Genomic DNA, 20017 nt, shown 5'->3' on the forward strand with positions numbered 1-20017 from the left:
CGGCAGCAAATCGCCACTATGTCGCGAACGTCACCTGAAGGTCCATGAGGGGGCGCGGAGTCGCCCCCGGGGTGCCGCGGTCCGCGCCCGGCAGTGCCGGGCGCGGCGGGTACGGCCCCTACCCGGGGTCCTAGACTGGGCGGGCGCATGAGTGAGGGCTGTGAAGCGGGCGGGAGTGGGCTGTGACGGGAAGCGTCGGTGCTTTCGAGGATCCGTCCGCCGAAGTTCTCGCCGAGGCGGCCGCCGCCTTCGGACTGCTCGCCTCTTCCGCCCGGCTGCACCTGATGTGGGCCCTGTCACAGGGTGAAAGCGACGTCACACACCTCGCCGACCGGGTCGGCGGCGCCCTGCCGGCGGTCAGCCAGCATCTGGCCAAGCTGAAGCTCGCCGGACTCGTCCGTTCCCGCCGTGAGGGCCGACGGCAGGTCTACTACGTCGACGACCCCGACATCGTCACCGTGGTGCAGGTGATGGTCGGGCAGCTGACCGCGCGATCCCAGCCCGCCCTCGCGCCCGTGCGCGAACTGCACGGCGCCGGTGGCTGAGGCCACCGCGGCCTGGGAGCAGCAGGGCACCGGGACACCCGCTCCACCGGCCGCACGCGCACGCCTCGGCGAGGTCCCGCCCGGACACACCGCGCCCACGGTGCTGGAGGTGCTGCGCACCCTGGACAGCGGCCCGCGCGGCCTGACCGAGGCGCAGGCCGAGGAGCGGACGGCCCGGCTGGGCGAGAACACCGGCCCGGCCCGGCGCGAAGCCTCCTGGGCGCACCTGTTCGTACGCAGCCTTCGGGACCCGTTCACCGCGGTCCTTGGATGCCTCGGGCTCGTCTCGGCGGCCGTCTTCGCCTGGGGCACCGCTTCGGTGATCCTGCTGCTCGTCGTGGTGAGCTGCGCGCTGCGCGCCTGCGGGGAGCACCGGGCCGACCGGTCCACGGCCGCGCTGCGTGAGCTGGTCGCCACCACCGCCACCGTCGTCCGGCGGCCCGACGAGGAGGCCGCCCCGGCGACCCGCGAGGTACCCGTGGCCGAGCTGGTGCCCGGTGACGTGATCCGGCTGGCCCCCGGCGACCTCGTGCCCGCGGATGTACGGCTGCTGCGGGCCGGCGGCCTGACCGTGCACCAGGCCGCGCTGACCGGAGAATCCGAACCCGTCGCCAAAACCGCCGACGATCCGCCGTCCCCGGCCGGCGCAGGCGTGTTCGAGCAGCCGCAGCTGTGCTTCCAGGGCAGCAGCGTGGCCTCCGGCAGCGCGACCGCGGTCGTCCACGCGACCGGCGCGCACACCCGCTTCGCCGCCGCCCACGACCGCACGGCGGGACGACCGGCGGCGAGCGCCTTCGACCGCTCCGTCAACGGCATCTCCTGGATCCTCATCCGGTTCATGCTGCTGACCCCGCCGCTGGTCCTGATGGCGAACGCGGCACTGCGCGGCCGCGGCCTGGAGACGCTGCCCTTCGCGGTGGCCGTCGCGGTCGGGCTGACCCCGGAGATGCTGCCCGTCCTCGTCACCCTCTGCCTGGCCCGCGGCGCCTCGCTGCTGGCCCGCACGCACGGCGTGATCGTCAAGCGGCTGCCCGCCCTGCACGATGTCGGCGCCGTCGACGTGCTGTGCCTGGACAAGACCGGCACCCTCACCGAGGACAGACCGGTCGCCGACCGCGCCCTCGGCCCGGACGGCCAGGACGACCCCGAAGTCCTGCACTGGGCCGCCGTGAACGCGTGGTGGACCCTGCAACTCGGCGACCTGCCCCAGCCCGACGCCCTCGACGAGGCGATCCTGGACGCGGTCGACGAGGACGAGCTCACGGCCTACGACGGTGTCGCGGCCGTGCCCTTCGCGCCGGACCGCCGCCTCGCCACCGCGGTGGTCCGAAGCCCCGGCCGGCTCGGCGCACACACCCTGGTCGTCAAGGGAGACGTCCAGGCGGTCCTGGAACGCTGCGTCCTCGCGGACGACGAGCGGGAACGGCTGGCCGGCCTCGCCGCCCGGCACGCCGACGGCGGTACGCGAGTCCTCGCGGTCGCCACCGCGCAGCGTCCGGCCCGCGGACGCGACTACACGCCGGCCGACGAACGCGGCCTCACGTTCCGGGGCCTGATCACTCTGCGGGACGCGCTCGCGCCCACCGCCACCGCCGCGCTGGAGGTCCTCGCCCACCGAGGTGTCTCCGTCAAGGTCCTCACCGGCGACCATCCCGGGACGGCCGTCCGCGCGTGCCTCGATCTGGGCATCCCCGTCGATCGGGGCGCCGTGCTCACCGCCGACGGCATCGACGCCCTCACCGACACCGAACTGGCCGAAGCCGCCCTGCGTACGGACCTCTTCGCGCGCTGCACCCCGTCGCACAAGGCCCGGATCACCCGGGCCCTGCGCAGCGCCGGGCACACCGTGGGCTTCCTCGGCGACGGCGTCAACGACGTGCCCGCCCTGCGCGCCGCCGACGTCGGCATCGCCCCGCGCGACGCCTCCGACGTCGTCCGGGAGGTCGCGGACGTGGTGCTCGCCGAGAAGGACCTCACCGCGATCGCCCATGCCGTGGCGGCGGGCCGGCACGCGGGCGGCAACATCGCCACGTACCTGCGCGTCACCTTGTCGTCCAACCTCGGCAACGTCCTCGCGATGCTCTGCGCCGGCCTGCTGCTGCCCTTCCTGCCGATGCTTCCGGCACAGGTCCTGATGCAGAACCTGTGCTTCGACGCGGCCCAGCTCACCTTCGCCCACGACCGCCCCCACCCCTCGGTGCTGGACCGGCCGACCGTGCTCGACCCACGGAGGCTCCTGCGCTTCATCACCGGCTTCGGAGCGCTCAACGCCGTCGCCGACCTGGCCACCTTCGGCGTTCTCGCGCTCGCCCTGCACGGCCCCGGGACCGGGGACGACGAGGCGGTGTTCCACTCCGGCTGGTTCACCGAGAACCTGCTCACCCAGGCCCTGGTGATGGTGCTGCTGCGCGCGGGCCGCACCGCCGCGGGATCCCGCGGACCGAGCCCGGTCGCCTGGGCCGCGATCACACTGGCGGCCGCCGGCCTGGCGCTGCCGGCCTCACCGCTGGGACCGATCCTCGGCCTGACCGCCCTGCCGGCCCTGTACTACGTGCTGCTCGCCGCGGTCCTGTTCCTTTACGCCGTGGGTCTGCTGGCCGCCAGGACACGTTACGAGCGGCGTCGCGGGAGCGCTCCCGCCCGGGCTCCGGCCGGCGGAACCGGCGCCGGCCGAGATGCCGGCGACGGGAACCCGAAAGCCAAAGATGCGGGTGGACGCAATTCGGTTCATCAGGGTTCCCATGAGATGCCTCACCTGTGAATAGCGGGGGGAGCCCTGCTGTTCGGTCTGTCGATTTGTTAGATTGCGCAACTACGCAACCGAGGTGGACACCGGCTTCGTCCGCCCGTACACCGCTGCTCACGCCCGGCCGTACTCCTGACGGCCCGGGCCTGACGGGCCCGACTGTTCATGGGAGTGGGAGATGAGCGACCCGTGGGACGGCTCGGGTGGCCAGGCCACACGCAGCCCATCGTCCCGGGTGCCCGGACAGCGGGCGGTGGAGTCCGACGGAGCACGTCCTCCCGGCGGCCGGGCCGCGTCCAGGGCGGCCTCGCACTCGCGTCACAACAAGCGATCACGTCGGGCCCGTCCGGCAGGGCGCGGCAGGCGGGTGCTGAGGATCGCGGGCATCTGCCTGGCACTTGTCGTACTGGGCACGGCGGGTGTCGGCTGGTGGTTCTACGAGCACCTGAACGGCAACATCCAGAGCGTCCCACTGGACGGCAAGGGCGGCACGGAGAAGGCGGACGCGTTCGGCCGCACCCCGATCAACATCCTGGTGATGGGCTCCGACGGCCGCACGAGCAAGACGGACTGCAAACTCGGCGGCGGCTGTTCCCGGACCGGCGTGCAGACCGGCAGCAACGCCGACGTGCAGATGGTGGTGCACATATCGGCCGACCGCTCCAACGCCACCGTGATGAGCATCCCCCGCGACACCATGACCCAGGTCCCCGCCTGCAAGGACAAGGAGACCGGCCAGTCCACGGCCGGCTACTACGGCCAGATCAACGGGGCGCTGGAGTACGGGCCGGCCTGCCAGGTGCAGACCGTCCACCAGCTCACCGGCATCCCCATCGACCACTTCGTGAAACTCGACTTCTCCGGCGTGGTCAAGATGTCCGACGCGGTCGGCGGTGTCTCCGTATGCGTCAACAAGGACGTGTACGACACCTACTCGCACCTGAAGCTGTCCAGTGGCAGCCACACCCTCAAGGGCGTGGCTGCGCTGGAGTTCGTCCGCTCCCGGCACGGGTTCGGCGACGGCAGCGACCTGGGCAGGACCGTCTCCCAGCACATCTTCCTCAGCGCGATGATCCGTAAGTTCAAGAGCGCGGGCACGCTCACCGATCCCAGGGCGGTCTACGACCTCGCGGACGCCGCCACCAAGGCGCTGACCGTGGACGACGGCCTGGGCACCGTGAAGAAGCTGATCGGCCTCGCGTCCGACCTGAACAAGGTCCCGACGAAGCGGATGACCTTCACGACGATGCAGACGGCCCCCGACGCGACGGACAAGAACCGTGTGGTGGTGGGCACGGGCGCCAAGAGCCTGTTCGCGACGATCGCCAACGACCAGTCACTGACCACCGGTTCGGGCAAGAAGTCCGCGGCGGCGGCCGCGACCACGAAGCCCTCGGCGACCGCCGTACCCGCTTCCCAGGTCGCCGTGACGGTGGAGAACGGCACGGGGATCACGGGCCGCGCCTCCGCCGTCGCGAGCGCGCTCATCGACCAGGGCTTCAACTCCGGGACGGCCACGGCGAACGCCCCCAGCGCCGCGACGACCACGACCCTCACCTACGGCGACGGTCACAAGGGCGAGGCCCGGACGGCCGCCAAGGCGCTTGGCCTGTCCGCCTCCCATCTGAAGCAGGGCACGACCGGCGCCCTGATCCTGGTGATCGGCAGCGACTGGCCCAGCGGCACCGTCTACCCCGGCGGCTCGTCGTCGTCCGCCCCGGCGGACACGAAGACCGCGGTCTCCAACGCCAACGCGTCCACGGCCGACCAGGCCAAGACCTGCGCCAAGGTCAGCCCCTACCGGACGGTCAGCCTCAACGGGGTCCCCATGACACCGACCCAGGCGTACGCTGCGGCGCGGAGCAAGCCCGACTCGGACGAGTGACCCGGTCGATCGGCGGACTCCCCAGGGGCTACCTCCGTGCTCCGCAGCCCGGACAGAAGGCCGCGCCGTCCGGCACGACGCCGGAGCAGGAGGCGCACTGCGTCGTCTGGGCGAGGTGATGACCGCAGCCGGAGCAGTAGGCCGCTCCGTGCGTCTCGGTACGACACCTGGGGCAGACCAACTGCCGGGGATCGGTGGGGTCGTAGCTCTGCCCGGCCTGCTGCCCCGCCATGTACGCCCGCTGCGCCGCCATGTCGTTCAGCCCACGCTGCTGGGCCGCCGTGGCCTCCGCCGCGGTGTCGGGGGCGCAGCGGAGACACAGGCCCTGCGCCGCGTTCCAGCAGCGTCCACAGACGTAGTCCGTGCAGCGTGCGCAACGATTGAAATGGCCCTGCGCGTTGCCGATCGCCCGCTCGAAGGCCTGGTCGCGGGCTCGTCCCCAGCCGGCCCCGGCGAGTCCGTCGGCCGCGGACGTGACCCCGCGACCCGTGTTGCCCAGCAGGCTCCAGGCCACGTCCGTCCCTTTCCTGAGCCAGGTGGCGGCCCGTTCACCGCTGTACGGCTCGAAAGGCGAGCGCCAGGTGTCGTAGCACCGCGAGCACGAGAACTCGAACTGGAAGCCGGCTCCTGTGCCGTTGCGCTCGCACAAGTCGCGGTAGTTGTTGCTGAAGTAGATCTCGCCGTCCATGTGGTCCCCCCACAGTTCAAGCCGTCGGCACACTGCACTACGACGTCTGCGGGGCGTTCCCGGTTCTGGTGGCGGCCCGGACGGTCGCGCCGGGGAGGGCCGGGCGGCACATCTCCCGGACAACCGTGCGAGGGGAGACGGACGCGGGGCTCCCGGTGCCGTCCCGGTCACCGCCCCAGCCCATGGTTGTACAGTTGCGCAACATAGCAATGGAGGCAGATGGTGCACCGCTCCTGGTCCGTGCCACTGTCCGGTGAAGAGGAGGGGTGGGCGAGATGCTCCGCAACGGACTGGAACCCTGGCACCTGCTGATCGTGGCGATCGTCATCATCCTGATGTTCGGGTCGAAGAAGCTGCCCGAGGCCGCCCGGGGGCTCGGCAAGTCGATGCGCATCCTCAAGAGCGAGGCCAAGGCCATGAAGGACGAGGGTGCCACCGGGCCCTCCGCCGACGCGGCGCGGGACACGGCGGCCGAGCCGGCGCCGAAGGCCTTTCAGACCGCGACCGGGGCCTCCGGGACGGCCCGGCCGGCAACGGCGAACCACGCGGCACACTGACGCCACGAGCCGGGAGGCGGAGGCCCTCGTGTCGCGCACAGGACGACGGGAGGGTGCCCCTCACCCGGGCGCCGTTCGCCCGCATGCGCGGCAACCCGGCCGGTGGTGGGGCGATCGGCTCAGCGACACCACCCAGGCGGGCGATGGAGCGGCACGCGTCGTTGAGCGGTTCCTACAGTCACGGTCGAACCCCACGGGATGCATGTGAAGGGACGACCTGTGATCCGTACCGTTGCCAAGGCCGCCGTGTTGCTCGGCGCCGCTCTCCTCGCCGTACCCGGCACCGCCGCTGCCGCCGACAGGGACGGTGACGGCCCGCTGGTCGTCATCACCAACGTGCACCAGTACGCGGGCGGTGACATCTTCAACGTCGGCCATGACAACGTCGTGGGCTCCGGCAACGGGAACGGCGTCCAGCCGTCCGGAGTCGGCGCCCCGGGCGCGAGCTCGGCGGTGGTGCGCATCATCACGGGCAACAGGCTGCCCATCGACGGCGTCCAGCTCGTGTCCAAGGAAGGTAGCGGAGACTACCCTCGCGTCCTCTTCCCGAACTACAGCGTGCTGGTTCCGATCGTCGGCCCGTCCACGGCCGTGTACCAGTCCGCGGGCGGGGCCGGACAGGTCCGCGTCACGGCGACAGTGGCGGCGGACGGCACGGCGGCCCCGAACTGTGCGTCCGAGGGCAACCTGGAGTGCCGTATCGACTACGACGCACAGGGCCAGTTCCTGAGGATCGACGGCCGCTGACACAAGGCGGACGGTGGCGGGGCGTCTCGGATTCGAGGCTGCCCCGCCACAGCACTGTCGACAACGGTTCCTCGGATGCTCCGCGCCCGGCGAGAATCGCCCGTCTCGGACCGCCCGTCTCGGACCGCCTATCTCGGACCGCCGCCCTCGGATCGCGCCCGGCCGCCGGTCCCCGCCCCGCTGGATGGGTGCGCGGGCCACGTGGAGCGAAGCGCTTGACACTCACGTGGCGTCAGACCGCATAGTCGGTGGCGTGGAGGAGTACCTGACCGTGGGACGGGTGGCGGAGCTGGCCGGTGTCAGCGTCCGCACACTGCATCACTACGACGAGATCGGCCTCGTACGGTCGTCCGCGCGGACGGCGGCCGGATACCGCGCCTACTCGGCGGGCGACGTGGAGAGGCTGCGGGAGGTGCTCGCCTACCGGCGGCTGGGCTTCGGACTGCGCGAGATCGCGGATCTGGTCGACGACCCGGCCACCGACGCGGTCGCGCGTCTTCGCCGGCTGCGCCGCCTGTTGCTGGAACAGCGCGACCGCGCGGCTGCCACGGTGGCGGCCATCGACAGGGAGCTGGAGGCACGCGCGATGGGGATCAGGACGACGCCGGAAGAACAACTGAAGGTGTTCGGGGCGCAGTTGTACGACGCCATCGGGTCCGCCTACCCGGCGACGCGGCGCACAGAGCCACGGATCGCAGCGAGGCTCTGGGAAGCGCTCGGGGACGCACGGACCGTACTGAACGTCGGGGCCGGAACCGGCTCGTACGAGCCCTCCGACCGACAAGTCACCGCCGTGGAACCGTCGGCCGTCATGCGGGCCCAGCGTCCCGCGGGTGCGGCGCCGTGCGTGGCCGCCGCCGCGGAGAACCTCCCGTTCGCGGACCAGTCCTTCGACGCCGCGATGGCCTTCAGCACCGTTCACCACTGGCGGGACCCGATCGCGGGTCTGCGGGAGATGCGGCGTGTGGCCCGCCGCGTGGTGGTGTTCACGTACGACGCCAGTGATACCGGCCGACGACAGCGGTTCTGGCTCACCCGCGACTACCTGCCCGAGTTCGCGGACCTTCTCGTCGGCCGGCCTTCGCTCGCCGACCTGACCCGTGCGATCGGGGGCCGCGCGGAGCCGGTGCTCATCCCGTGGGACTGCGCCGACGGCTTCTTCGAGGCCTACTGGCGCCGACCGGAGGCGTACCTGGAGGAACCCGTGCGCCGCGCGGTGTCGGTATGGACCAGAGTCGGCCCCGAGGCCGAGCAGCGGGCGGTGAACAGTCTCCGCGACGACCTCGCCTCGGGCCGGTGGACCGAACGCAACCGAGACCTCGTCGCCCTCGACACCGCAGAACTCGGCCTCCGCCTGCTCATCGCCTGAAGGAGGTGCGCGAGCAGACCGCCGCCGATACCTGCTTCACCGCCGCGGCCGCCACATGCCGCGCCAGACCCCGGCGAACGCGTTGCCCGGACACGGCCGGCTCCGTCAAGGTCCGGTGGTGCTCGGGGCGCTGAGGGGCCAGGACTCGATGTCGCGGTAGTGGATCGGGCCGTTTCCGCGGGCGAAGTTGCTGCCGACCAGGTGCAGACGTCCGGCGGGCCACGGGTGGCCGGTGAAATCAGCGAGTGCTCGGGCGACTTCCTCCGCCGAGGACCGGTCCCCTCTGCGGGCCCGTGCCAGGGTCAGGTGGGGGCGGAGCGGTCGTTCCTCGAAGGTGACCCCGCAGTTCCTGACGGCGGTCCGTACATCGGCGGCGAGCTCGTGCAGTTCATCGAGGTCTCCGTCGATTCCGCTCCACAGCACACGGTCGTCGAAGTGGCCGCTGCCGCGCAGTGCCAGAGAGGGGGGCCGGTGATCCGCCGCGAGCTCGGCGAGCGGCGGTCGCAGGCGTGGAACGGTCTCCACCGGGAGTTCCCCGAGGAACGCCAGGGTGATGTGCCAGTCCTCGATGCGGTTCCACCGTAGGTTCGGGTGTGTGTCGTACGCGGGGCGCAGCTCCTGGGCCAGTTCCTCTTTCGCGTGGTCGGGTGGGGCGAGGGCGATGAACACGCGAACGGTCGCGGGCCGGATCTGATCGTTCACACCGGACTTCATACCGCACCTGCCACCGAGCCTCCGTCCGGCGGCAGGACTTGAGCGGTACGAGCGGACAGGAGCCAGTTGGGGAACTCGTGGAGAAGCCGGTCGTAGAGCAGTTCGTCGGGCACCGAGCGCGGATCGCGGCCGGCGTGGAAGAAGCCTGCGTTGTCGACGACGCGATGCCTGGGCACGGCCAGATCGTCGAGTCTGCGGAGGAAGGCGAACTCGTTGTCGTCGGGGTCGCCGAAACCGATGAACTGCCAGAACATCGGCAGCCGGGCGGCTTTGCACAGGTAGCGCTCGGCGGCGAGCTTGCTGGTGGGCCCACCATCGGTCTGGAAGATCACCAGGGCGGGGGAGTCGCAGCCGGATGCCACGTAGTGGTCGATGACCTCGTCCATGGCCCAGTGGTAGTTCGTACGTCCCATGTGACCGAGGTTCTCGTGCAGTTTGTCGATGTGGCCCCGGTGACCTCCGAGCTTGAGGTCGGTGAGTCCGTCGACGTCGGTGGAGAAGAACACGACGGGCACCGTGCCGTTGTCATCGAGGTGGGCGGACAGAGACAGCACCTGTTCGCCGAGATGCTGCATCGTGCCGTCCTTGTAATAGGGCCGCATGGACCCGGAGCGGTCCAGCACGAGGTAGACCGCGGCACGTACTCCCTCCAGGCCGTGGGCGCGCACACTGGACCCGGCCGACTCGTAGAGGCTGACCAGGTCGGGGGCCTGTGACTGCATCTTGGACAGACTGATTGCCGGAGCGCCGGGCTGGGCGTTGACCACGTTCACCACTCCATTGTCGGGGTGCGGTCCTCATCCTGGTGGCGGTGACCGTCGCAGTGTGGTGTCCGCGTGCCCGATCGCCGTCCTGGCAGGATGGCGGCATGGAACGTGTGCTGGGGATCGGTGGATATTTCCTGCGGGCCGCGGACCCGGGGGCCCTGGGCGCCTGGTACCGCGATTGCCTGGGCCTGGACGCCGATGAGCACGGCCTCTGGCGACAGGAAGCCGGGCCGACGGTGTTCGCGACGTTCGAGTCCGGGACCGACTACTTCGGTTCCCGCGGCCAGCAGACCATGCTCAACTTCCGCGTCCGCGACCTGGACGCGATGCTCGCGCAACTGCGGGCCAAGGGAGCCGAGGTGGCGGAGGAGACGCAGGACATGGAGGGTGTCGGCCGGTTCGGCTGGGTCACCGATCCCGAGGGCAACCGGATCGAGCTGTGGCAGGCCGTCTGACCGCAGGGTGAAGCGCGTTCGGTCACCTGCTGATGGACCCCTGGGTTGTGGGAGTGCGGCGAGGGCCGTTCACCGATGGTGCCGGCGTACACGCTGCTGCTCGCGGCGCGTACGGATGAATGCGCTGCAGAAGGGCCGCGTGTCGTCGCCGGGGCGACGGGGGCCCGGGTCGACGCTTCGGCTGAGCGGTCGTCGGCTGGACGACCGGCATCAGGAGGCTGAGGCGCATGCTTGTTCTGGGCCGCTCGCAGGTCGAGGCCCTGCTCGACATGGACGCGCTGATCGACGCCCTGGCACCGGCGATGGCGGACCTCAGCGCGGGCCGCGCCTCGGTACCGGACCGCGTCGCCGCCCTGGTGCCCGAACACGACGGGTTCCTGGCGGCCATGCCGGGCTTCCTGCCGTCGGCCGGGGTGCTGATGACCAAACTCGTCTCACTCTTCCCGCACAACGACGGGGTGGGACTGCCTACGCATCAGGCGCTGATCGTGGCGTTCGATCCGGAGACCGGCGAGCCCGTCGCACTGCTGGACGGTACGGCCATCACCGCGGCACGCACCGGCGCCGCCTCCGCGCTCTCGGCACGGCTGCTGGCCCGCGAGGACGCGTCGGTGCTGGCCGTACTGGGCACGGGCGTTCAGGCCCGTTCCCACGCCCGCGCCATCTGCCGGGTCCGCCCGATCCGGCAGATCCGCGTGGCCGGCCGTGACCCGGCGAAGGCCGCCGCGCTGGCCGAGGAACTCTCGGCCGTGCTGGAGGCCGACGTCCGGGCAGTGTCCGGCTACGCCGAGGCGCTCGACGGCGCGGACATCGCCGCCGCGACGACGCACGCCGCCGAGCCCGTGATCCGCCGCCCCTGGCTGACACCCGGGGTGCACATCACGTCCGTGGGGTTCAACCCGGCCGGCCGCGAGATCGACGACGCCACCATCGCCGAGGCGCTGGTGTGCGTCGAATCGCGCCAGGCCGCGCTCGCCCCGCTCCCCGCGGGCAGCAACGACCTGCTCATGCCGATCCGCGACGGCGTCATCACCGCCGAACACGTACACGCCGAGCTGGGCGAACTCGTCGCGGGCAGCAGACCGGGGCGCACCGCGCCGGACCAGATCACCCTCTACAAATCCGTCGGTGTGGCAGCGCAGGACGCCGCGGCCGCGGCCCTGGTCGTCGCGTCCGCCCGCGAGCGGTCGATCGGCGAGGAGATCACGCTGCGGTGATACCGCTGCCGGCACGTGTCCGTCCTTCGTTCGCGGCGGCAGTCGGCGGCACTCGGCGACGGGCGGCACGCCGGCTCCGAACGGAAGTCACCGAGCCGGCTGTTCAGCGGCTCGGTCCGGGAGTGCCCGAGCGGTGTCCGCGCGGCTCGGGTGCCGAGTTCTCAGGCCTGACGCCTTCGGGCCGCCCGTGGCCGCGGCCCGGGGACGGCCCCGCCGCCGAGGGTTCCAGGGTGTCCGATCGTTCCGAGACACAGCAGGACGTAGCGCTCGGCGACCTCCTCGGCGGTCAGGGACCCGCTCTCGCGGTACCAGTTGGCGACGCCCTGGCACATGGCGAGGACCGCCCGGACGGCGTCGGCCGGGATCGGCGTGGTGAACGTGCCCTGGCGGACGCCCGCCCGCACGGTGTCCAGCAGCATGTGCTCCAGATAGTCCCGCAGTGCCACGTAACGGGCGCGGTTCGCGGGCTCCAGGCTGCGGATCTCGGTGTCCAGGAACGCGAGCCCCTTGCGGTGGGCCATGTAGAGAACGATCGACTCCACCATGCCGCGGAAACGGGGCAGCGGGTCCTCACCGGCTTCCTCGGCGGCTGCCCGGCAGCGGTCCAGGACGTCCTTCATGGACGTCTCCAGCAACGTGGAGAGAAGGGCCTGTTTGTTCTCGTAGTGGTAATAGAGCGCGGGCACGGTGACACCGACCCGGCCGGCGATCTCCCGGACCGAAGTGCCGTGGTAGCCGTGCTCGTTGAACGCCTCCATGGCGTGCAGAAGGATGGGGTGCAGTGCGAGCGGTCCGTACGAGCGCCAGCGCTGCTCGGGAGCGGCGGTGGCCTGACTCGGCTCGGTGCTCAACGGCTCTCCTCGGACGGGTCGGTGACGCGGGACATCGTACGTCCAGGAAGGACGATGTCCCCCGCCTTTCTGCTTATCGGCCGCTCAGTATGTGTGAGTGGATTTGGTGACGTTCGCTCGCCGTCCTCGCCGCCCTCGCCGCGAAGTGGAGCACTGCAAGCGGGAGTTCACCGATGGGTTGCGGTGACGGCGGTCGAGAACTCGGTGCGTCCCAGGCGTTGACCGTCCTCCCTGTCGCTCCTACCTTTTTAGCGAACGCTCAGTCAGTTCCCGGTTCAGCTACCGCTGAACCATTTTCGAGAGGGGAACCGATGAGCCCGACCGCGACTGGGGGTCCCTGAACTCGCCGCCCGAGCGGCCGCCTCGACCGCTGTCACGAAGGACACCGACTGATGGAACTCTCCATGCCCCTGCCGTACGCGGGCAGTCCGCGCGCCGCCGCGGACGAGGCCGCCGGACTGGAGTCCGCCGGTCTCGACGCCGTCTGGGTGGCGGAGGCCTACGGCTTCGACTCCCCGACGGTCATGGGCTATCTCGCCGCCAGGACGGAGCGCATGCGGATCGGTTCGGCCATCCTCAACGTCTACTCCCGCACCCCCGCCCTGATCGCCCAGACCGCGGCCGGACTCGACGCCCTCACCGGTGGACGAGCCCTCCTCGGGATCGGAGCCTCGGGCCCCCAGGTCGTCGAGGGCTGGCACGGCCGCCACTACGACCGGCCGCTCGGCCGCACCCGCGAGACGATCGAACTGGCCCGGCGCATCTGGCGCCGCGAGGTGATCGAGCACCACGGCATCACCGACCTGCCCCTGCCCCCGGAGAAGGGCGGCAGCCTCGGCAGACCGCTCAAGCTCCTCACGCACCCGGTTCGCGACTCCGTCCCCGTGTACGTCGCCGCGCTCGGCCCGGCCAACGTACGTATGACCGCACAACTGGCCGACGGCTGGCTGCCGTTCCTCTACGTTCCCGAACACGCCGCCAAGGTGTGGGGCGGTCCCCTCGCCGAGGGCGCCGCGTCCCGCGACCCGGCGCTCGGACCGCTGTCCGTGGTGGCCGGCGGACTGCTCGCCATCGGCGAGGGCGCGGAGGCCGCACGCGACCTGATGCGTCCCACCATCGCGCTCTACGTCGGCGGCATGGGCGCTCCGGGCCGCAACTTCTACCACGACCTGGTGTGTTCCTACGGCTACGAGGCCGAGGCCGCCGCCGTGCAGGAGCACTACCTGGCCGGCCGGAGGAAGGAGGCGGAGGCCGCGGTCCCGGCCGAACTGTGCGAGCTGGTCAGCCTCGCGGGCCCCGAGGGCTATGTACGGGACCGGGTCGAGGCCTTTCGGGACGCGGGGGTGACCATGCTCAACGTCACGCCCGTCGGCCCCGACCCCGCCGGACTCGTCGAGAAGGTCAAGGGCTGGCTGTGAACTCCGGCCGCCCTCGACCGCCGCACCGCCGCCCTCTCACGACCCCGAACACCCGACCGTCAGGAGGCGGACTCAAGTGACGACAGCCCCGCGCATCACTGGGGAACCACCAGCGGAACCGGCCGGACAGACCGTGCCGCTGCTGCTGGAGCGCAACGCCCGCCGGTACGCCGGTCTGCCGGCCCTGTCCTGGCGGCGGGCGGACGGCGCCGGAACCGCCGAGAACGGCTGGACCACGCTCACCTGGGCCGAGGTCCGGGAACACACCACCCGGCTGGCGGCCGGGTACGCGGCGCTCGGCGTGGGCCGCGGCGACCACGTACTGCTGATGATGGCCAACCGGCCCGAACACTGGCTGTCCGACCTGGCGCTGGTCCGCCTCGGCGCGGTGCCCGTCAGCATCTACGGCACTTCGGCCGCCGGACAGGTCACCCACATCGCCCGCAACTGCCGGGCCAGGATCGCCGTCGTCGGGGGACGGGCGCAGGTGGCCCTGTGGGCGCCGCTGCTCGACGACGCCGACACCCCCCTCGACCGGCTCGTCGTCGTGGAACCAGGGGAGGAGGACGGCCACTTCCCCTATGCGGCCCTCGCCCGGGAACCGGTGCCGGAGCAGTTCACGAAGTCCCTGGACACGGCCCGGCCCGAGGACCCGCTGACCGTCGTCTACACCTCCGGGACCACCGGAGAGCCCAAGGGAGTGGTGCTCGACCACAGCCACGTACTGGCCAACGCCCGCGCGCTGGACGAGGTCGTGGAACTGCCGCCGCATGTCGAGCACATCTGCTACCTGCCGTTCGCGCACATCGCGGAGCGCATGCTCGGCCTCTACCTGCCCTGCCACCGCGCGTCGCACGTCTACCTGTGTCCCGATCCGGCGGGCCTCGCCGAGGCGGTGCGTACCGTGCGCCCGGCCCAGTTCTTCGGAGTGCCGCGCGTGTGGGAGAAGCTCGCCGCCACCCTCCGGTCCGTGCTGTCGCTGCTGCCCGCGGAGCAGCGGGCGGTCATCGAGGAGGCCGCACGGGTGGCGCGCGACCATGTCGCCCACCGAGAGCGGGGCGAGGAGCCGCCCGCCGCACTGCAGGCCGCCTACCTCCGGCACCGGGAGCAGGTCCTGCTGCCGCTGCTGGCCGCGGGCGGTCTGGACCGGGTCACCTGGGCGGCCAGCGCGTCGGCGCCGATGCCCATCGACGTGGTGCGGTTCTGGGCCGGGTTCGGGATCGTGATCATGGATGCCTGGGGGCTGACGGAGACCACGGGAGTCGCGACGACCAACAGCCCCCGCACCGGATTCCGGCTCGGCTCGGTCGGTCGGCCCGTCTCCCCGGTCGAGGTCAGGATCGCCGTGGACGGCGAGATCGAGGTGCGCGGCGCGACCGTGTTCGCGGGCTACCTGAGGGAGGACGGCACGGTGCGGCGGGCGGTGGAGACGGACGGCTGGCTGCGCACCGGTGACATCGGGCGTCTGGACGAGGACGGCTACCTCTGGCTCACCGACCGCAAGAAGGAGATGATCATCACCTCGACGGGCAAGAACGTCTCCCCGGCCCTGGTGGAGAACGCCCTCAAGGAGCACCCGCTGATCGGGCAGGCACTCGTCCACGGCGACAACCGCTCCTACCTCGTGGCGCTGCTGGTGCTCGACCCGGAGGCGGCACCCGCCTGGGCGGCGGCCCATGGCATCGACACCGGCGGTGGCCTCCCGGCCCTGGCCGCCCATCCCGCCGTACGGGAGGAGCTGGACCGGGCGGTGGCCGCGGCCAATTCCCGGCTGAACCGTACCGAGCAGGTCAAGAGGTACACGCTGCTGGCCGAGGAGTGGAGCCCGGCGACCGGTGAACTGACACCGTCGCTGAAGATGCGGCGGCGGGTCATCCGCGAGAAGTACGGGGCCGCGCTGACGGAGCTGTACGAGGGCTGACCACGGGTCCTGAACACACGGCGGGCGCTCCGTCCCGGTGACGGAGCGCCCGCCGCCGCGTCACGGCCGCCCCAACCCGTGGCTCGACGAAGTCGTTCTGCCCGGAGGTGAGTTCGCGGGGCCACGCTCCTCCGGTTCCGGGTGAATGATCGGGTGAGTTACAAAGGCATATTGGATGTCTCATAGTCTCTTTGGTGTGCATGGTGGCGGTATCGTGAGGAACACCATGAAGACATCTGCGAACGACTCCCTGCTCGCGCGGGCCATCGCCCGGCCCGAGACGGAGGAAAAGGTGGCGCGGCGCATCCTGGACGCCGCCCTGGAGCAGTTCACGATCTTCGGCCTGCGCCGCTCCTCGGTGGACGACGTCGCCAAACGGGCCGGGGTCTCGCGGGTCACGGTCTACCGCCGCTTCCAGACCAAGGACGGACTGGTCGAGGCCTGCCTGCTGCGCGAGGGCAGCAGGTTCTTCCAGGAACTGGACTCCGCCGTGGCGCCCCTGCCGACCATGGCGGAACGGGTCGTCGAGGGCTTCGTGGTGGCCCTGAGACACACCAGGGCCCATCCGCTCTTCGGCGGTCTGCTCCGCCTCGAACCCGAGGTGGTCCTGCCCTACTTGACCGTTCAGGGCGGCCCCGCGCTCGCCGCCACCTGCGACTACCTGACGGCGCACCTGCGCCGGGCCCAGCAGGCCGAAGGCCACCCCGAATCCGACCCCCGACCGGTCGCCGAGCTCATGATCCGGGTCGCGGTCTCCTTCCTGCTGAACCCGTCCAGCTGCATCGAGATGGAGGACGAGGACCAGGCCCGCGCGTTCGCCCGCCGCTACCTGGCCCCGCTCCTCGACGCCTGACGGTCCGTCCCGCGTCCCACCTCAACGCCGTTGATGCAGCCACCGGGCGAACGAGACCGCGCGGGCCCTGGCGGCCGCCGGAGCGGTGAAGGAGGTCAGGTTCACCGGCGGGGCGAAGCGCTGGACCGTGACGGACTGGGGCGCGGTGAACGCCCGCAGCCCGTCCGCGCCGTGGATACGTCCGAAGCCGGAATCCCCCGAGCCGCCGAACGGCAGCGCGGGTACGGCGGCGAAGCCGAGCACGGAGTTGACGGAGACCGACCCGGCCCGCAGCCGGGCGGCGATGGCAGCGCCGGCGCGCCGGTCGCCGCTGAACACCGAGGCGCCCAGCGCGTAGGGAGAGGCATTGGCGCGCTCCACCGCCTCGTCCGCGTCGGCCACCGCGTTGATCACCACCGTCGGCCCGAAGGTCTCCTCCCTCATCGCGGCCGAGTCCTCCGGTACGTCGGCCAGAACGACCGGTGTCACGTACGTCGTGGACACGGACGCCGGTCCGCCCAGCAGCGCGCGTCCACCGGCCGCCAGCGCCGCGTCCACATGCCGCTGGACCACGGCAGCCTGACCCGGCATCGTCATCGGACCGTACGCGGAGTCAGGACCCGGGCCGACTCTCAGCGCACCGGCCCGCTCCGCCACCTTGCGACACAGCGCCGCGTGCACCTCCCGTACGGCGTAGACGCGTTCGACGCCCGCGCAGGTCTGGCCGGCGTTGCTCAACGCGCCCCAGACGACGGCGTCGGCGGCCGCGTCGAGGTCGGCGTCGGCGGTGACGACGGTCGCGTCCTTGCCGCCGCATTCGGCGAGGAACGGCGTCAGCGACTGAGCGCACACCGCCATGACCTTGCGCGCCGTTCCCGGTGAGCCGGTGAACGCCACCTTGTCGACCCCGGACCGGGCCAGCGCCTCGCCCGTCGGTCCCGCTCCGGTGACCACGCCGAGCAGTCCGGCGTGTTCGGGGACGGCCTCGTCGAACAGCCGGGCCGCCAGGACACCCGTGCCCGGCGTGTACTCGGAAGGCTTGAACACCACGGCGTTGCCGGCCGCCAGGGCGTATCCGATCGAACCCATCGGAGTGTAGAGAGGGTAGTTCCACGGTCCGATCACCCCGATCACGCCGAGCGGCCGGTGAACCAGCGTGGCGCGCTGGTTGGCGGCCAGTAGCCCGGTGCGCACGCCCCGCCGCCGCAGCACCCGGCCGGCGTTGCGGGCCGCCCAGGTGAGGTGCTCCAGCGTCAGGACCGCCTCCAGCAGCGCGTCGCCGCGGGGCTTTCCCGTCTCCGCCGTGATCATGTCCGCCAGGTCGTCGAGCGCGTACGCGAGCTTCCGCTTCCAGCGCAGCAGATGGTCGCGGCGCCGTGCCGCGGGCAGCGCCGCCCAGTCGGCCGCGGCAGTCCGGGCCCGGTGCACGGCGCGGGCCACCTCCGCGGGTCCGTCGACCGGGTGGGTGGCCAGCGCCTCGCCCGTCGCCGGGGCGTGCACGGTGAAGGTCGCGGGGCGTGCCGCGGCTTCCCGGTCGGTCTCGGTCATCGCTGCTCCTGAGGTGTGTGGCGGCCCGTCGGTGGGGCGGGAGGTGTCACGGCTGCGGGCGGTTCGCCTGCCGGAGGGGTGGCGGCGGCAGGGGCCCCCGGTGGTTCGTCCTCCGGAGCGGGAACGGCGGCCGCGGGCTGCTCGTCCACCGCTCGTTCGGATGCGGGCCGCGGGTCCACCGGCGGACGCGGTGCCGTGTCCGTGTCCGCGGGGTCCTTGTCCGGGAGCGGCCGGAGCGGCCTGTCATGGGCCCGGTGCGGGCCGAGGTCGTCCAGGGTCCAGCCGAAGGGATAGCTGCGGGGCCTGTTCCGGTACGGCCACCGGTCGGGGCGCGGCGGCAGGTGGCGCAGCAGTGCGGCCCGGGTGCGCAGGGCGCGGTGGACGGTGTTGCGGACCCGGCGAGGCTGCGGACGAAACCCCAGCGCGGTGAGCAGCGGTTCGTCGAGCACCGCGAGCGAGGCACGGGCCGCCAGGGGACGCAGCAGGTTGGGGTACCACTGGGTGACGACTCTCATCGTCGCCGCGGCGACCCGCCGGTTGGCCGGGTCGTACGCGAACATCTCCTCCTCGTAGGAGTCGTGGAGGTGGGCGAAGCCCGCGTAGTCGGCGGGTATGCCGGTGATGCCCATGAGCTCGCCCATGCGGCGTCCCACGAGCGCGAGGCTCTCGGTCTCCTGCTCGGACAGGGCCCGCCAGCCGTACCGGTCGATCCACCGTTTGGGCCCCACCACGGTGGTGGCCAGGACGTACAGGTAGTCCTCGTTGGGTATGCGGTAGCGGCCGTGGATGCGGTTGAGGTGGCGGGCGGCGGCCCTCGCCTGCTCGGATTCCATCCCGTCGCGGACCATCTCGTGCGCGATCAGCACCGTGTCGTCGTAGCGCTTCTGTCCGGCGCGCTCGAACTCCTGGGTGCGGTCCAAGAGCCGGGAGATCCGGGGTACGCCGTAGTCCCGGAGGAAGGCGACCGAGACGCCCTGGAGGTAGTCCCAGGGGAATTCGTACTGGGTGACCCAGCGGAAGATCTCCTCGTAGTCCTGCTGCGGGTCCATCTGCCGGATGCGGTGGAGCCGGCTGTAGCGGCCCATGGGGGCGTTCTCCTATCGGTTCGGTGTCTGCGGTGCGGGACGGGTCGGCCGTCGGCGTCCGCTGTGTACGGACAGGCCGGTGAAGTCGACGGCCTCGGCGTCGACCAGCACCTGACCCGCCTCGGCGGCGGTCACCGACAGCTTCGGCAGCCGTACGGCGATCGGGAGGTTCGCCGGGACGACGTCGGCCCCGACGCAGACGCGCGGGGTGCCGACACCCAGGACGGGGATGGTGATCGAGCCGGTGAGCTGCGTGACGTAGATGTCGACCTGCGGGATGTCGAGGTCCACGTCGATCGTCTGCACCTGGCCCGCGCTCTCCAGGCGGAAGGAGTAGTCGTCCGCGACCAGCCGGTCGGCGTGCACCCACAGCACCTTCATCCGACCGCCGACGGCGGTCGGAAGGTAGGTCGCGCCGTGGATGACGGCGCCGTAGGCGGTCAGCGTGTCGGCGCCGACCTCGGGAAAGGCGGGGCTGACCGGATGGGTGTACCGGGGGCGGCCCAGCTGGACGACCCAGACCGCCGCCCAGAACGGACGCCCGCGCCGCCAGCCGCGCAAGGAGCGGTGCAGCCGGGGCGCGGGCAGGATCCGGTCGAACCAGTCGCCGGTCTCGCGCGCCAGTTCCGACAGGAAGCCGAAGACGAAGCTGAACATGACCGAGTCCGTCCC

General features: G+C 71.7%; 17 protein-coding genes and 1 pseudogene. 11 read left to right on the forward strand and 7 right to left on the reverse strand.

Annotated elements, in window-relative coordinates; genetic code table 11:
* Positions 1-182 precede the first annotated feature (182 nt).
* The 3 genes from OHT01_RS38170 to OHT01_RS38180 all read left to right on the forward strand — a co-directional run bounded on the left by OHT01_RS38170 (position 183) and on the right by OHT01_RS38180 (position 5176).
* Complete coding sequence (locus tag OHT01_RS38170) at positions 183-545, forward strand: ArsR/SmtB family transcription factor (RefSeq protein ID WP_328557690.1); 363 nt, start codon at positions 183-185, stop codon at positions 543-545.
* The gene (gene mgtA / locus OHT01_RS38175) at positions 538-3306 is read left to right on the forward strand and encodes a magnesium-translocating P-type ATPase (RefSeq protein ID WP_328557691.1); all 2769 of its coding nucleotides are present in this window, start codon (positions 538-540) and stop codon (positions 3304-3306) included. Before OHT01_RS38170 ends, mgtA begins: the two co-directional genes overlap by 8 nt.
* A gap of 352 nt (positions 3307-3658) precedes the next feature.
* Complete coding sequence (locus OHT01_RS38180) at positions 3659-5176, forward strand: LCP family protein (protein WP_328557692.1); 1518 nt, start codon at positions 3659-3661, stop codon at positions 5174-5176.
* Positions 5177-5204: 28 nt separating this feature from the next.
* Here OHT01_RS38180 and OHT01_RS38185 read toward each other — a convergent pair whose 3' ends face one another.
* Entirely contained in the window at positions 5205-5864 is a 660-nt protein-coding gene (locus tag OHT01_RS38185; protein ID WP_328557693.1) for a zinc ribbon domain-containing protein, read from the reverse strand.
* Between the two features lie 275 nt (positions 5865-6139).
* Between OHT01_RS38185 and tatA the strand changes: the two genes are divergently transcribed.
* The 3 genes from tatA to OHT01_RS38200 all read left to right on the forward strand — a co-directional run bounded on the left by tatA (position 6140) and on the right by OHT01_RS38200 (position 8537).
* A complete protein-coding gene (tatA, locus tag OHT01_RS38190; RefSeq protein WP_328557694.1) occupies positions 6140-6421 on the forward strand; it encodes a Sec-independent protein translocase subunit TatA in 282 nt (93 codons plus the stop codon).
* Between the two features lie 219 nt (positions 6422-6640).
* Positions 6641-7168, forward strand: coding sequence for a hypothetical protein (locus tag OHT01_RS38195; RefSeq protein WP_328557695.1), 528 nt, complete (start codon positions 6641-6643; stop codon positions 7166-7168).
* Between the two features lie 280 nt (positions 7169-7448).
* Positions 7449-8537, forward strand: coding sequence for a MerR family transcriptional regulator (locus OHT01_RS38200; RefSeq protein ID WP_328558410.1), 1089 nt, complete (start codon positions 7449-7451; stop codon positions 8535-8537).
* Between the two features lie 105 nt (positions 8538-8642).
* Here the strand turns inward: OHT01_RS38200 and thpR are convergent, their stop codons facing one another.
* Positions 8643-9251 (reverse strand): RNA 2',3'-cyclic phosphodiesterase, encoded by a 609-nt coding sequence (thpR, locus tag OHT01_RS38205; protein WP_443043496.1) that lies wholly within the window; start codon positions 9249-9251, stop codon positions 8643-8645.
* Positions 9248-9973: a vWA domain-containing protein gene (locus OHT01_RS38210; protein ID WP_328558411.1), complete on the reverse strand. Its 726-nt coding sequence runs from the start codon at positions 9971-9973 to the stop codon at positions 9248-9250. Before OHT01_RS38210 ends, thpR begins: the two co-directional genes overlap by 4 nt.
* 146 nt (positions 9974-10119) lie before the next feature.
* Between OHT01_RS38210 and OHT01_RS38215 the strand changes: the two genes are divergently transcribed.
* Positions 10120-10473, forward strand: a complete 354-nt coding sequence (locus OHT01_RS38215; protein ID WP_328557697.1) for a VOC family protein — start codon at positions 10120-10122, stop codon at positions 10471-10473.
* A gap of 227 nt (positions 10474-10700) precedes the next feature.
* Positions 10701-11690 (forward strand): ornithine cyclodeaminase family protein, encoded by a 990-nt coding sequence (locus tag OHT01_RS38220; protein ID WP_328557698.1) that lies wholly within the window; start codon positions 10701-10703, stop codon positions 11688-11690.
* Positions 11691-11851: 161 nt separating this feature from the next.
* Here the strand turns inward: OHT01_RS38220 and OHT01_RS38225 are convergent, their stop codons facing one another.
* Complete coding sequence (locus tag OHT01_RS38225) at positions 11852-12541, reverse strand: TetR/AcrR family transcriptional regulator (RefSeq protein ID WP_328557699.1); 690 nt, start codon at positions 12539-12541, stop codon at positions 11852-11854.
* 392 nt (positions 12542-12933) lie between these two features.
* Here OHT01_RS38225 and OHT01_RS38230 point away from each other — a divergent pair, with 392 nt between their 5' ends.
* The 3 genes from OHT01_RS38230 to OHT01_RS38240 all read left to right on the forward strand — a co-directional run bounded on the left by OHT01_RS38230 (position 12934) and on the right by OHT01_RS38240 (position 16733).
* The gene (locus tag OHT01_RS38230) at positions 12934-13959 is read left to right on the forward strand and encodes an LLM class F420-dependent oxidoreductase (protein ID WP_328557700.1); all 1026 of its coding nucleotides are present in this window, start codon (positions 12934-12936) and stop codon (positions 13957-13959) included.
* A gap of 76 nt (positions 13960-14035) precedes the next feature.
* Positions 14036-15880 carry an AMP-dependent synthetase/ligase gene (locus OHT01_RS38235; RefSeq protein WP_328557701.1) on the forward strand — a complete coding sequence of 615 codons (1845 nt, stop codon included), beginning with the start codon at positions 14036-14038 and terminating at the stop codon, positions 15878-15880.
* Between the two features lie 226 nt (positions 15881-16106).
* The gene (locus OHT01_RS38240; RefSeq protein ID WP_328557702.1) at positions 16107-16733 is read left to right on the forward strand and encodes a TetR/AcrR family transcriptional regulator; all 627 of its coding nucleotides are present in this window, start codon (positions 16107-16109) and stop codon (positions 16731-16733) included.
* A gap of 21 nt (positions 16734-16754) precedes the next feature.
* Here OHT01_RS38240 and OHT01_RS38245 read toward each other — a convergent pair whose 3' ends face one another.
* From OHT01_RS38245 to OHT01_RS38255, 3 genes and pseudogenes are all read right to left on the reverse strand, one after another.
* Positions 16755-18260, reverse strand: a complete 1506-nt coding sequence (locus OHT01_RS38245; RefSeq protein ID WP_328557703.1) for an aldehyde dehydrogenase family protein — start codon at positions 18258-18260, stop codon at positions 16755-16757.
* 215 nt (positions 18261-18475) lie between these two features.
* Positions 18476-19345 (reverse strand): annotated as a pseudogene (locus tag OHT01_RS38250) (oxygenase MpaB family protein); the annotation flags it as partial.
* A gap of 12 nt (positions 19346-19357) precedes the next feature.
* Entirely contained in the window at positions 19358-20002 is a 645-nt protein-coding gene (locus OHT01_RS38255; protein ID WP_328557704.1) for a hypothetical protein, read from the reverse strand.
* Positions 20003-20017 lie beyond the last annotated feature (15 nt).

This window comes from Streptomyces sp. NBC_00358, from assembly GCF_036099295.1.
In the GTDB taxonomy this organism is placed as follows: Bacteria; Actinomycetota; Actinomycetes; order Streptomycetales; family Streptomycetaceae; genus Streptomyces.

Coding starts and splice junctions, on each gene's coding strand:
- OHT01_RS38255 (WP_328557704.1), bottom strand. CDS start 20,002: ATGTTCAGCTTCGTCTTCGGCTTCCTGTCGGAACTGGCGCGCGAGACC.
- OHT01_RS38230 (WP_328557700.1), top strand. CDS start 12,934: ATGGAACTCTCCATGCCCCTGCCGTACGCGGGCAGTCCGCGCGCCGCC.
- thpR (WP_443043496.1), bottom strand. CDS start 9,251: ATGAAGTCCGGTGTGAACGATCAGATCCGGCCCGCGACCGTTCGCGTG.
- OHT01_RS38240 (WP_328557702.1), top strand. CDS start 16,107: ATGAAGACATCTGCGAACGACTCCCTGCTCGCGCGGGCCATCGCCCGG.
- OHT01_RS38210 (WP_328558411.1), bottom strand. CDS start 9,973: ATGCAGTCACAGGCCCCCGACCTGGTCAGCCTCTACGAGTCGGCCGGG.
- OHT01_RS38185 (WP_328557693.1), bottom strand. CDS start 5,864: ATGGACGGCGAGATCTACTTCAGCAACAACTACCGCGACTTGTGCGAG.
- tatA (WP_328557694.1), top strand. CDS start 6,140: ATGCTCCGCAACGGACTGGAACCCTGGCACCTGCTGATCGTGGCGATC.
- OHT01_RS38220 (WP_328557698.1), top strand. CDS start 10,701: ATGCTTGTTCTGGGCCGCTCGCAGGTCGAGGCCCTGCTCGACATGGAC.
- OHT01_RS38215 (WP_328557697.1), top strand. CDS start 10,120: ATGGAACGTGTGCTGGGGATCGGTGGATATTTCCTGCGGGCCGCGGAC.
- OHT01_RS38245 (WP_328557703.1), bottom strand. CDS start 18,260: ATGACCGAGACCGACCGGGAAGCCGCGGCACGCCCCGCGACCTTCACC.